This window comes from Streptomyces sp. NPDC002232, assembly GCF_042890295.1.
GTDB lineage: Bacteria > Actinomycetota > Actinomycetes > Streptomycetales > Streptomycetaceae > Streptomyces.
The window spans coordinates 843550-855629 of the sequence record NZ_JBIARV010000001.1; the positions used below are offsets into that span (position 1 = coordinate 843550).

Annotated in this window: 14 protein-coding genes; 5 read left to right on the forward strand and 9 right to left on the reverse strand. The window is 73.1% G+C overall.

Annotation, left to right across the window (positions count from 1 at the left end):
* Nucleotides 1–14 precede the first annotated feature (14 nt).
* The 3 genes from ACFYXU_RS03800 to ACFYXU_RS03810 form a co-directional block, all read right to left on the reverse strand.
* On the reverse strand, nt 15–836 hold the full coding sequence (locus ACFYXU_RS03800) for a MerR family transcriptional regulator (RefSeq protein WP_389456387.1): 822 nt from the start codon (nt 834–836) through the stop codon (nt 15–17).
* 37 nt (nt 837–873) lie between these two features.
* The gene (leuE, locus tag ACFYXU_RS03805; RefSeq protein WP_376507755.1) at nt 874–1530 is read right to left on the reverse strand and encodes a leucine efflux protein LeuE; all 657 of its coding nucleotides are present in this window, start codon (nt 1528–1530) and stop codon (nt 874–876) included.
* A gap of 77 nt (nt 1531–1607) precedes the next feature.
* Entirely contained in the window at nt 1608–3188 is a 1581-nt protein-coding gene (locus ACFYXU_RS03810) for a methylmalonyl-CoA mutase (protein WP_376507754.1), read from the reverse strand.
* Nucleotides 3189–3306: 118 nt separating this feature from the next.
* Between ACFYXU_RS03810 and ACFYXU_RS03815 the strand changes: the two genes are divergently transcribed.
* Nucleotides 3307–4197, forward strand: coding sequence for a peptidoglycan-binding protein (locus tag ACFYXU_RS03815; RefSeq protein ID WP_376507753.1), 891 nt, complete (start codon nt 3307–3309; stop codon nt 4195–4197).
* Between the two features lie 154 nt (nt 4198–4351).
* Here the strand turns inward: ACFYXU_RS03815 and ACFYXU_RS03820 are convergent, their stop codons facing one another.
* Both ACFYXU_RS03820 and ACFYXU_RS03825 read right to left on the reverse strand, forming a co-directional pair.
* On the reverse strand, nt 4352–5473 hold the full coding sequence (locus tag ACFYXU_RS03820; RefSeq protein WP_376507752.1) for a hypothetical protein: 1122 nt from the start codon (nt 5471–5473) through the stop codon (nt 4352–4354).
* Nucleotides 5473–6162, reverse strand: coding sequence for an RNA polymerase sigma factor (locus ACFYXU_RS03825; protein ID WP_376507751.1), 690 nt, complete (start codon nt 6160–6162; stop codon nt 5473–5475). The genes ACFYXU_RS03820 and ACFYXU_RS03825 overlap by 1 nt, the downstream gene beginning before the upstream one ends.
* 469 nt (nt 6163–6631) lie before the next feature.
* Between ACFYXU_RS03825 and ACFYXU_RS03830 the strand changes: the two genes are divergently transcribed.
* Nucleotides 6632–7372 carry a Clp protease N-terminal domain-containing protein gene (locus ACFYXU_RS03830; RefSeq protein WP_389456389.1) on the forward strand — a complete coding sequence of 247 codons (741 nt, stop codon included), beginning with the start codon at nt 6632–6634 and terminating at the stop codon, nt 7370–7372.
* A 118-nt stretch (nt 7373–7490) separates the two neighbouring features.
* On the opposite strand, the gene ACFYXU_RS03835 is transcribed toward ACFYXU_RS03830, so the two are convergent.
* The 4 genes from ACFYXU_RS03835 to ACFYXU_RS03850 form a co-directional block, all read right to left on the reverse strand.
* Nucleotides 7491–8057 carry a hypothetical protein gene (locus ACFYXU_RS03835; protein WP_384567027.1) on the reverse strand — a complete coding sequence of 189 codons (567 nt, stop codon included), beginning with the start codon at nt 8055–8057 and terminating at the stop codon, nt 7491–7493.
* 129 nt (nt 8058–8186) lie between these two features.
* On the reverse strand, nt 8187–8321 hold the full coding sequence (locus tag ACFYXU_RS03840; protein WP_389456392.1) for a hypothetical protein: 135 nt from the start codon (nt 8319–8321) through the stop codon (nt 8187–8189).
* 35 nt (nt 8322–8356) lie between these two features.
* On the reverse strand, nt 8357–8581 hold the full coding sequence (locus tag ACFYXU_RS03845) for an antitoxin (protein ID WP_389456394.1): 225 nt from the start codon (nt 8579–8581) through the stop codon (nt 8357–8359).
* Between the two features lie 45 nt (nt 8582–8626).
* Nucleotides 8627–10252: a glycoside hydrolase family 20 protein gene (locus ACFYXU_RS03850; RefSeq protein WP_389456396.1), complete on the reverse strand. Its 1626-nt coding sequence runs from the start codon at nt 10250–10252 to the stop codon at nt 8627–8629.
* A 149-nt stretch (nt 10253–10401) separates the two neighbouring features.
* Here ACFYXU_RS03850 and ACFYXU_RS03855 point away from each other — a divergent pair, with 149 nt between their 5' ends.
* The 3 genes from ACFYXU_RS03855 (at nt 10402) to ACFYXU_RS03865 (ending at nt 12065) form a co-directional block, all read left to right on the forward strand.
* Entirely contained in the window at nt 10402–11004 is a 603-nt protein-coding gene (locus ACFYXU_RS03855; protein WP_389456398.1) for a 2-oxo-4-hydroxy-4-carboxy-5-ureidoimidazoline decarboxylase, read from the forward strand.
* Nucleotides 11005–11196: 192 nt separating this feature from the next.
* A complete protein-coding gene (gene sdhC, locus ACFYXU_RS03860) occupies nt 11197–11577 on the forward strand; it encodes a succinate dehydrogenase, cytochrome b556 subunit (RefSeq protein ID WP_073809812.1) in 381 nt (126 codons plus the stop codon).
* An 8-nt stretch (nt 11578–11585) separates the two neighbouring features.
* A complete protein-coding gene (locus tag ACFYXU_RS03865; RefSeq protein WP_329854277.1) occupies nt 11586–12065 on the forward strand; it encodes a succinate dehydrogenase hydrophobic membrane anchor subunit in 480 nt (159 codons plus the stop codon).
* The last annotated feature ends 15 nt before the right edge of the window (nt 12066–12080 follow it).

A 12080-nucleotide genomic window follows, 5' to 3' on the forward strand; every position in this document is an offset into this window, starting at 1 on the left:
CCGCGGGGGCGCGGTCAGGCGCGGACGATCGGCTCCTGGATCTCGGCGACCCAGCCCGCCGGGTCCTCCGGGCACTCCAGGTAGAGCTCACGGGCATAGCCGGCGGACCGGTGGCCGTTGGTGTCGATCCAGGCGGCGAGGGTCTGCGCGGTCGGCAGGATCGCGTCCATGGAACCACGGTGGACGATGGTCGCCGCCTCCTCGATGCCGGGCAGGACGTGCACCGTCACGCCCTCGGCGACGGTGCCCTCGGGCACGGTGGTCGCCGCGTGCACGCGGACCGAACCGTCCCCCGCGCCGGCGTCCTCGTAGTACGCGACCGCCGGGCCGAAGCCGGTGACGCCCGCGGCCTCGAGGCGGCCGCACAGCTCCTCGTACAGCGGTCCGACGACCGGGGTGATGTCCTCGGGCCCGAAGCTCGCGGCGACCCCGCTCAGCTCGGCGACGCGGACGGCGGGGATCTTCTTGACGACGACGTCCTGGGTGGACATGCGTCCCTCGCTCTCGATGGCGCGGAGCCTCGCACCGACCTGGGCGAGCCGGGCCCGCGCCGCCTCCAGGGCCGCTTCCAGCTCGGCCTGGCGCAGGCGCAGCATCCCCCGCAGCTCCTCCGCGCCGATCTCGTCCCGGAGGATCGCCCCCACCTGAACGAGCGTGAAGCCGAGGTCTTTGAGCGCGATGACGCGGTTGAGCGGGGCGAGCTGGTCCGCCGAGTAGAAGCGGTAGCCGCTGTGCGGGTCGACGTGGGCCGGGCGCAGCAGTCCGATGGCGTCGTAGTGGCGCAGCATCCGGACCGACACCCGCCCGTGCCGGGCGAAGTCTCCGATGGTGAACATGACGCCCCCTACGGAACGGCCTCACACGGTGTGAGGGTCAAGCGGCGCTGCTGAGCGAGAGCTTCGCGGCGAAGCCGAGGAAGAGGGCGCCGGCGGCGGAGGTGGCTCCGGCGGAGAGGCGCTTGCGGCGGCGGAAGGCCGCGGCGAGCCGGGTGCCGCCGAAGATCAGGGTGGTCAGGTAGAAGAAGCTGCCGAGCTGGAGCAGCGAGCCGAGGACCAGGAAGGAGAGCGCCGGATAGGCGTAGGAGGGGTCCACGAACTGCACGAAGAAGGAGATCAGGAAGAGGATCGCCTTCGGGTTGAACAGGCTGATGATCAGCGCCCGGCGGTACGGGTGCTCGGAGGGTCCGGCGTCCGCCTCGCCCACGGTCTCGACGGCGGCCTCGTGCCTCGTGCGCCACATGGCCAGGGCGGCCCGCAGCATGCCGATCGCCATCCAGGTCAGATAGCCCGCGCCCGCGTACTTCACGATCATGAAGAGGAACGGGGTGGTCTGGAGCAGCGACGCGGCGCCGAGCGCGGCGAGCGTCATCAGGACGGCGTCGCCGGTGAAGACCCCGGCGGCGGCCTTGTATCCGGTGCGGGTGCCCTTGCGGGCGGCGACGGACAGCACGTACAGCGAGTTCGGCCCCGGGAGGAGGATGATGAGGACGAGCCCGGCGAGATAGGTCGGAAGATCGGTGACACCCAGCATGAGGCGGAGTGTCGCACACCGGTACGACCCTCCGCTTTAAGTTTCAACAGGCGAAATCGGGCAGACCGCGTGAACCGTCAGAACGCGTCGGTCGGGACGTACGTGCCCCAGACGGCGCGCAGGGCGTCGCAGACCTCTCCGACCGTGGCCCGGGCCCTCAGCGCCTCCTTCATCGGGTACAGGACGTTGTCCGTGCCCTCGGCGGCCGCCCGGAGCGCGGCGAGCGCCGTGTCCACGGCCGCGCCGTCGCGCCCGGCCCGCAGCCGTGCGAGGCGCTCGGCCTGCCGGGCCTCGATGGCGGGGTCGACGCGGAGCGGCTCGTAGGGCTCCTCGACGTCCATCGCGTAGCGGTTCACCCCGACGACGACCCGCTCGCCGGAGTCCGTCTCCCGCGCGATCCGGTAGGCGGAGCGCTCGATCTCGTCCTTCTGGTAGCCGCGCTCGATCGCGGCGACCGCGCCGCCCATCTCCTCGATCCGGCCCATCAGCTCCAGCGCCGCCGCCTCCACGTCGTCCGTCAGGCTCTCGACGACGTACGAGCCGGCGAACGGGTCGACGGTCGCGGTGACGTCCGTCTCGTGGGCGAGGACCTGCTGGGTGCGCAGGGCGAGGCGGGCGGACCGGTCCGTCGGCAGGGCGAGGGCCTCGTCGAAGGAGTTGGTGTGGAGGGACTGGGTGCCGCCGAGGACCGCGGCGAGGCCCTGCACGGCGACCCTGACCAGGTTCACCTCGGGCTGCTGCGCGGTGAGCTGCACGCCGGCGGTCTGGGTGTGGAAGCGCAGCATCAGCGATTTGGGGTTCTCCGCGCCGAACCGCTCCCTCATCACCCGCGCCCAGATCCGGCGGGCCGCGCGGAACTTCGCGACCTCCTCCAGGATCGTCGTCCGGGCCACGAAGAAGAAGGACAGGCGGGGCGCGAAGTCGTCGACGTCCATGCCGGCGGCGACGGCCGTCCGGACGTACTCGATGCCGTCGGCGAGGGTGAAGGCGATCTCCTGCGCGGGCGAGGCACCGGCCTCGGCCATGTGGTAGCCGGAGATCGAGATGGTGTTCCACTTCGGGATCTCGGCCCGGCAGTACCGGAAGATGTCGGCGGTCAGCCGCAGCGAGGGCTTCGGCGGGAAGATGTACGTCCCCCGGGCGATGTACTCCTTGAGCACGTCGTTCTGGATCGTGCCGGTCAGCGCGTCCGCAGGGACGCCCTGCTCCTCGGCGACGAGCTGGTAGAGCAGGAGGAGCGGGGCGGCGGGGGCGTTGATGGTCATCGACGTGGAGACCCGGTCCAACGGGATCCCGTCGAACAGGACGCGCATGTCGTCGAGCGAGTCGACGGCGACGCCGACCTTGCCGACCTCGCCGTGCGCGATCGGGGCGTCGGAGTCGTGTCCCATCTGGGTCGGCAGGTCGAAGGCGACGGACAGGCCGGTGGTGCCGTGGGCGATGAGCCGCTGGTAGCGGGCGTTGGACTCGGCGGCCGTGCCGAAGCCGGCGTACTGCCGCACGGTCCAGGGCCGCCCGGTGTACATCGAGGGGTACACCCCGCGCGTGAAGGGGTACGCGCCCGGCTCGCCCAGCTTCTCCGCGGGATCCCAGCCGTCGAGGGCGTCCGGCCCGTACACCGGCTCGATGGGCAGCCCCGACTCCGACTCGCGCGCCATGCGTGTGCCTCCCGATAGACCTGCTCCTCACAGGATGCGCGGTCCGCGGCCGTCGCGCGCAACCGCACGCGCGCGGGAAGCATCCCTACGTACACACGACGCACCACGGGGGGCAACGATGAAGCGGTCTTCGGCCGTCATACACAGAGTGGTTCTGGCAGCGGTGGCGGTGGCGCTCGCCGCCGGCTGTACGCCGGACGGGTCCGGCACGGGGACCGGTACGCCCGCCGCGCCGCCCTCGGCCTCGGCGGGGACGCCCGGCGCCACGCCGACCGACGCGCCGACCTCGGACGGCAAGCCGCCGTCCCCGTCCGCGACCTACCCCACCGAGTCGCCGTCCGATCCGGCCTCCGCCGACCCGTCCGGGACGCCGTCGGCGAAGCGGCTGCTGGGCGACGGGGACGAGAACGAGCAGGTGCGCGAGCTCCAGGCGCGCCTGCGGCAGCTCGACTTCTTCGACCGGGCCCCCACCGGTTTCTACGGGACGATGACGGCGGGCGCGGTCAAGAAGTTCCAGGCGCGCCGGGGGCTGCCGGAGACCGGCACGGTCGACGAGGCGACCTGGTCGCAGCTGCTGTCCGCGAGCCGGAAGCCGACGGCCGACGAGCTGAAGCCGGCGACCACGAACAAGCTGGACACCCCGGACCCGCGGTGCATGACCGGCCGGGTGCTCTGCATCAGCAAGGAGAGCCGGACGCTGGCCTGGATGATCGACGGCCGCGTCGTCTCGTCGATGGACGTCCGCTTCGGCTCGGAGAACACGCCGACCCGCGAGGGCCTCTTCAAGGTCGAGTGGAAGGCGCGCGAATGGACGTCGACGATCTACCACACGCCCATGCCGTACGCGATGTTCTTCAGCCGCGGCCAGGCGGTGCACTACTCGGCGGACTTCGCGGCGCGCGGCTACGCCGGGGCCTCGCACGGCTGCGTCAACGTCCGGGACCGGGCGAAGCTCTCGGCCCTCTTCGACCAGGTGAAGCCCGGCGACAAGGTCGTCGTCCACTGGTAGCCGGACGGGAGTGAGGAGAGGGCGCGGGTGGGACCGGGGGAACGTGTCCCACCCGCGCCGGGTGCGCGGAGCCGTAGGTACGGGGGGAACCCCGGCTCGCTGCGCGGCCGATGACCAGTCGGCATTACGTACTGCGCCGACGGGTCGAGAAGTGTTACACCCCGAGCGGGAGGCGTGCCCCGGTGGTGATTCCGCCGGGCGCCGCGGCGGCGGTTCCGGACTGGAGCCGGGCGTCGGGGAGGGTGCTTCCGGCCCGGTCCCGGATGCCGCCGGTGCCGCCGTTCCCGATGCCGCCGTGGTTCTCCCCGGGGGCGCGGTCCTCGCCGCCGCGCCCGGTGCCGCCCTTGCGGCCGCCGTCGGTGCCCTCGTCGCCCTTGCCGTCGCCCTCGGGCCTGCCCTGGGAGCCGTCGCCCTTCGGGGTGCCGGTGTCGCCGGAGAGGATCCGGTCGCAGTAGAGGCGCAGGGTCTCGCCGCCGCGCAGGGTGTTCATGAGCTGCCGGCGGCCGGAGGCGTCGAGCCGGCCCGTGCGGTACTGCCGGCAGGCCTTGAGGACCTTCTCCCGCAGGTCCGCGGAGCCGGGGTCGCCCGTGGCGCCGGAGTCTTCCGTGGCGCCGGGGCGGGGGGTCGTCCTGCCCGGTTCCGGCGTGCGCGGGGCGGGGGTCGTCGGACCGCCTCCCGCGGAGGCGCCGGGGGTCGGTGGGGTGGACCCTTCGGCCGAGGGCGAGGGACCGGGCGTGGGATCGCCCCGGCCCGGGTCCGTCGGAGGTGCCTCGGGGTCCTGGCCTATGCCGGGTTCCTTCGAGACGAGCCGGTCCGCCGTCTCCTCCGCCGAGACGGAGGTGGCGGGCGCCGGGCCGACCAGCGGCAGCACGCCCGTGCCCGCGGCGACGGCGACGCCGCCGACCGTGACGGCGGCGAAGGCGGCGGTGAGGCCGTACCGCACGGAGCGCCCCCAGCGGCGCGCCGGGGCGGTGGCGGGGGCGAGCCGCACCCGGCCGAGGTCGCGGCCGCGGCCCGCGGCGGCGGACAGGGCGGAGGGCGCGGCGGTCGCGGCCCGCTCGGCGGTGGCCTCGCGGAAGGCGGCGAGGGCGGCCGCCTCGCCCGGGAGTTCGGCGTCCGGGGCCGGCGGGGTCGCGGGGACGCGGGCCGCGCCGAGGGCCTGGGCGAGACGTTCGGCCTGGTGGCGCGCCCGGTCGTCGAGGGCCTCGACCGGCTCGCCCCGGAGCAGCCGCTCCGCGGCCTCCTGGTCGAGCCACTGGTAGCGCTCGTCGGCCATCACATGTCCTTCTGCGTACGCGGACGTGATTGCGTCACACCGCCGGGGGCCACGGCCCCCGGCGCGCGTCCGCGTTGCGGAGGGACACCGTCCAGCGGGACGACGGCCGCGCCGGTGCCCTCAGGACCGTCCTGCCCGCCGTCGGCCCCGAGGAGTTCGGCGAGCTTCTTGAGCCCCCGGTGCGCGGCGGTGCGCACGGCTCCGGGGCGCTTGCCCAGGGTGTCGGCGGCGCTCTTGGCGTCGAGGCCGACGACGACGCGCAGGACGACGGCCTCGGCCTGGTCCTGCGGCAGCTGGGCGATCAGGTGCATGGTGTCGCCGGTGGCGAGGGCCTCCAGGGCTTCGCCGGCCGTGTCGGAGTCGGCGGGCTTGTCGGTCAGTTCGGTCTCGTCGGCACCCACGGCGGGCCTGCGGCCGCGCATCCGGATGTGGTCGAGGGCGCGGTTGCGGGCGATCCGGGCCGCCCAGCCGCGGAACCGGTCGGCGTCACCGTCGAAGCGGTCGAGGTCGCGGGCTATCTGGAGCCAGGACTCGGAGGCGACGTCCTCGGCGTCGGCCTCGCCGACCAGCGTCCGTATGTAGCCGAGCAGCCGGGGTTGCACGGCGCGGTACACAGTACGGAAGGCGTCCTCGTCCCCGTCCTGCGCAGCGAGCACCGCGGCGGTCAGCTCCGCGTCGTCCCCCAGCACTCCCCAAACCCTGTTCGTCGGTGACGTGGTCGCGCCCCGAGTCATCGCGGCTGGTCACCACCGCCACGCGGCCTCGCGCATCTGCACGCTACGTCGTGGCGCGGCGTCACGTCCACGCGGTCCGGGGTCTTTGTACAACTTGCAACCTTCGCGTGGCCCGCGCGAGTGTGACAGAAACCGCACCCCTGGCGCTGATAGGAGTACGGAGTCGTGCTGCGGCTCCGTGGGCGACGACCGGGGCCTCTCCTGTGGGGGGTGGCGGCCCCGGTCGTCTCCCTTTTCCCTCCCCCGCGCCGGTGCTTCCCGCGCCTCCTCTCACCCGATCGCGCGATCTCGCGCGCCCCGGGGCGGAGTCCACCCTTCGAGTGTCGACCGGCCGTGGTCGCCGGACGATCGTCAACCGGCCATTGACGGCGACGACTGTCAACCGACCGTTGACAGTGGAGGGGTGTCAACCTAGGGTTGCCTCATGACGAATCCAGTCGGCCCGAAGATCCCCGTCCGTCTCGACGAGCTCATCGAAGCGATCAAGAAGGTCCATCCGGACGCCCTGGAGCAGCTCTCCGGCGCGGTCATCGCGGCGGACCACCTCGGCGACGTCGCCGACCACCTCATCGGCCACTTCGTGGACCAGGCCCGGCGCTCCGGCGCCTCCTGGACCGACATCGGCCGCAGCATGGGCGTCACCCGGCAGGCGGCCCAGAAGCGCTTCGTCCCGAAGGGCCCCGACGACGCCCAGATGGACCCGAACGCGGGATTCAGCCGCTTCACCCCGCGCGCCCGCAAGGTGGTCGTCGTCTCCCAGGAGGAGGCCCGGGCGGCCTCCCACGCCGAGATCGTGCCCGCCCACCTCGCCCTCGGCCTGCTCGCCGACCCCGAGTCGCTCGCCATGCGGTGGCTGACCGGGCACGGCGTGACGGAGGAGGCGGTGCGCGAGGCGGTGACCCCGGCGCTGCCGCCGCGGTCCGAGACGGTCCCCGCGCTGATCCCCTTCGACGCGGACTCCAAGAAGGTCCTGGAGCTCACGTTCCGCGAGGCCCTGCGCCTCGGCCACGACTACGTCGGCACCGAGCACATCCTGCTGGCCCTGCTGGAGCAGGAGGACGGACGGGGCGTGCTGAGCGGGCTCGGCCTGGACAAGGCCACGACGGAGCGGGAGATCGCGGAGGCGGTCGCCTCGGTCACGGTCGAAGCGCCCGCGTCCGAGTAGCCCGGTCAGGCGGACGCGGGCCCGGCGGGAGACGACCGCAGGCCCGCGTCCGAGTACCGCGGTCAGGCGGTGCGGGCCCGGCGGGAGACGACCGCGGGCCCGCGTCCGAGTACCGCGGTCAGGCCGTACGGGCCCGGCGGGAGACGACCGCGCGCAGGACCCGGCCGCCCTCGACGGAGAGCTCACGTGCCCGGCGCAGTCCGGTCGGGCCGTGGGCGACCGTCTCCAGGACGGCCTGCTGACGGCGGAGCTCCCCGGCGAGCAGCGGGCCCGCGCCGTCCGGGGCCCCGGCCCGGCAGCGCTCGACGAGGCCGTCGGGCGTCCCGGCCGCGTCGTACCGCCCGTGCAGGGCGAGCGCCGCGACGGAGCAGTCGGCGGCCCAGACCCGCAGGGCAGCGGCGGTCCAGGCCTCCGGGGCCCCGGCGAGCATCGCGCGGACGGTGGCGGCGTCCCCGGTGCCGTCGGCGTCGGCGGCCAGCTCGACGCGGGCCTTGGCGACGGCCTCGCCCCAGGCGCCCCCGTCGCCGCGCGCGACGGCCGCCCACACGGGGCGCAGGGCGTCGGCGCCGTCGGGGGCGAGCAGCGGCAGACAGCGGTCGAGGCAGGCGAGTCCGGCCGCGGCCAGTCCCCGCTCGTCGGCCCCGTCGATCAGTTCCAGCAGGCTCCGGCCGTTCCCCGACGTCATGGACGCCTCCTCGCCACCCGATACGGACGCAGTACGTCCCCTACTGCGCCGGGGGGCGCTTTTTCGTCACTGCGCGGCCGGAATCATGCCAGTGGCCCTGCCGTGCTGCATAGAGGTCGGACGACACCCCTACGGCGCACCGTGGGTCCTGTCGTTGAACACCTCGACCGCGCATTTCGCGCGGGTGGCCCTTGCTCCGTCCTTGATCCGGCCGTCGCTCGTCACCAGCGGCACGTCGTACCCCTCGGCGAGTGCGACGTACACGGCGTCGTAGGCGGAGAGGTTCGCGTACCGCGCCCTCAGGGCCGCACCGGCGGCCCCGCGTCGGCGACGGACTCAGCGCGGAGTCGCGCCGTGGCCCGCTCCTCGACGCGGGCGATCACGGTCTCGAGCGACGGCGTCGCGGCCTCCTGCTCCAGGAGGGTGCGCGCGTACGCCTGTAGGGACTGCCGGTTTTGGGCGGCCCTTGTCTTCAGCTCGGTCAGCACTTCCTCGGACAGGTCCCGCACGTAGAGAGTGGCCATGCGACCAGTTTCGTCGCACAGCCACCGATCTGCCGGCAATTCGGCTCAGCGCACCTTCGCCGCGAGCGCCGTGAACTGTTCCCAGGTCAGCGGGGGCTTCGTCGGGTTCCAGAGCTTCTGCGCGAGCGCGGTGAGCGGCAGTCGGATGCCGTTCGCGACCTGCGCCGGTGTCTGCGCCTTCGGCAGGTCGCCCCAGACGGCGAAGCGGGCGCCGAGGATCTGGGCGTCGTACCGCGCCGGCACGGGGGTGGTGCCGCGCACGACGAGCGGCGTCCACTGCTCGTAGATCCGGCGGCCGGTGGGGTACGTGAAGTCGTTGGGCTGGCCGAGGACGTAGTACAGGTACTCGTCGTTGAGGTTCACCAGCTTCCGGCCCGCGCTCAGGTAGGCGACGGGCTGCCGGGCGCCGATCTCCTTGCCCGTCCAGTACTCCACCTCCAGGTCCCGGGCCGCGTTCACCACCCCGCCTGTGAAGAAGCCGTCGTTCCACGCCTTGAGGGTCTTGCCGGTGGGCCGGACGACGGCCGCGCGGTCGTTGAGCCAGCCGGTCGCGAGGTCCTGGACCCGGCCGGAGGGGCCGTACTTCGCGCGCGCGGCCGCCGCCAGGTCCGGGTAGCTGGCCTCGGGGTTCTTCGCCATGAGGGCGACGTACTCGTCGGCGCCGAGGTGCCAGTAGGAGCCGGGGAAGAGTTGGCTGTACTCGCGCAGCAGGTCGTCGACGATCCGGGCCGCGTCGGGGTCGGAGATGTCCACGGCCCCGCGCGGGGTCCCGCCGCTCGCGCTCCTGAGCTGGAGGTCCGGGTGGGCGGCGATCACCGCGCCGAGGTGTCCGGGCGAGTCGATCTCGGGGACGACGGTGATGTGGCGGCTCGCCGCGAGGGCGAGGACCCGGCGGACCTCGGCCTTCGTGAGGTGCTCCGCCGACACGATCTCGGGGTGGCTCGCGGACTCGATCCGGAATCCCTGGTCGTCGGAGAAGTGCAGCCCGAGCTGGTTGAGCTTGAGGTCGCCCATCTCGCGTATCCGGTCCTCAAGCCAGGCGGCGGTGAAGGGCTTGCGGGCGATGTCGACGTTGAGCCCGCGCTGCGGTTTCGCCGGCCGGTCGTTCACCGTCCCCTCGGGCATCGTCCCGGAGGCCTTCACGGACTGCTTGAGCGTGCGGGTGCCGTAGAAGACCCCGGCCTCGTCGGGTCCGGCGATCCGGACCCGGCCGTCGCGGACCGTCAGGGTGTACGACTCGGGGGCGCCCGTCCCGCCGAGGGCCAGTTCGACGTCCCCGGGTCCGGCCTTGGCGGCGCCCCGATACGGGATGCCGAGCTCCCCGGCGATCAGCCGGCCCTCGTCGGCGAGGCCCTCGCTGTGCGCGGCGAGGACGACCCCGCCGGTGGGCGCGGGCTTCCAGCCGGGGCCGCGGGCGGCCTCGTGGGAGCGGACGGAGGGGATCGCGCGCGGCGCGCTGGAGAGCGGGTACTGCTGGGTGGGCGTCGGCGTCGGGCTCGGCGGCGGGGCGCTCGTGGCGGGCGCGCTCGACGACGCACCCGCGGAGGACGGCACGGAGGGACTCGACGGACCTGACGGAGAACCGCTCGAACAGGCCGCCACGGTGGCCAGTGTCACCGCGGTCGCCAGAAGTGCGGGGCCCCGGTGGGACCCCCGGACGGAGTACCGCATCACCCGGAATCCTCCCGCACGAACGACGGTCCGGCCAATCGGGGGAAGCGGAGGACCGGAACCCGATCGTCCATCATCTGTTCCGAAACTCTCCCTTCCGGGTGAAAATCGCGCATCCGTCGGACACTTCCCTCATCCCGTCGATAACGTTGCGTCACACCCATCCACCCCACCCCACTCGTCCCGGAGCACCGGAGCCCACGCTGACCAGCGACACGCACGCCCCCTGCCGGAATCCGGGCTCCACGGACACGCCTGCCATACCTGCCCAGCAGGGCACCGCGCGGCACGTCTCCGGTCTCGTCCGCTTCAACGCCGCTCCGGCCGGAGTGGCGGAGGCCCTCCTGTTCGACTGCTGCGCGAGCCGCCGATGGGCCGAGCGGCTGAGCGCGCACCGCCCGTACCCGACGCTCGACGCGCTGCTCGCCGCCGCGGACGAGGCCGCCTACGACCTGTCCCGGGCCGAGCTGGACGAGGCGCTCGCGGCCGAGTCCGCCGCCGCCCCGCACCCCGGCGCCCCGCCGGCCGCGCTCATGGCGCTCGGCGCGGCCCACGCCGCGTACGAGAGCCGCTTCGGACACGCGTTCGTGATCAGCCTGGACGGCGTCCGGCCGGAGGAGCGTCTCGACCGCGTACTGGCCGGTATCCGGTCACGTCTCGGCAACGAACCGGAGGAGGAGCGCGTGGTGGCCGCCGACGAGCTGCGCCGGCTGGCCCGGGCGCGCCTCACGTTCGCCGTCACCACGCCGTGAATTCGACCGGAATGCGGCGATTCGGGCCTGCGCGATAGCCCGTCCGTGCCTGTTTGATCACACTGGCGGACCCCGCGCGAGCGAACCGACAAGTCGTCGCTACGATGACCGGGGCCGGTGGACCGTACCCGGCCGGGTCAGACCGACAGAGAAGCCGGCCGACCCCGATCCCCGCTCCCGGAGGGTTTTTCCGTGCCGGCTGGAACGCTGTACCGCGGCCGGGAAGGAATGTGGAGCTGGGTGGCTCATCGAGTCACCGGCGTCCTCATCTTCTTCTTCCTGTTCGTACACGTGCTGGACACCGCTCTCGTCCGCGTCTCCCCCGAGGCGTACGACGAGGTCGTCGCGACCTACAAGACGCCGATCGTGGCTCTCCTTGAGTACGGCCTGGTCGCCGCCATCCTCTTCCACGCGCTGAACGGCCTCCGGGTCATCGCCGTGGACTTCTGGTCCAAGGGCCCGCGCTACCAGAAGCAGATGCTCTGGACCGTCGTGGGCATCTGGGTCGTGCTGATGGCCGGATCGCTGTACCCCATCCTCGGCCACGCCGCACGTGAACTGTTCGGGAGCTGACGCCACTCATGTCCGCTGACACGACCTCCGCAGCGATCGGCCCCGTCGAGGGCGGCGCGCACTACGACGTGGACAACCCCGCGCCGTACATCGAGGCCCCCCGTAAGCGCACGGGCAAGACCCCGCGCGCGACCCGCGGCAACTTCGAGATGGCCGCGTGGCTCTTCATGCGCCTCTCCGGCGTGGTCCTCGTCGTCCTGGTCCTCGGCCACCTGCTGATCCAGCTCTTCCTGGACGGCGGCGTCTCCAAGGTCGGCTTCGCCTTCGTGGCCGGCCGCTGGGCGTCCCCGTTCTGGCAGGTCTGGGACCTGCTGATGCTCTGGCTCGCCATGCTGCACGGCGCCAACGGTCTCCGTACGGTCATCAACGACTACGCGGAGCGGGCCAACACGCGCCTGTGGCTCAAGGGCCTGCTGTACACCGCCACGGTGTTCACCATCCTTCTGGGCACGCTGGTGATCTTCACCTTCGACCCGAACATCCGCTAGGCACGGGGCTGAGGT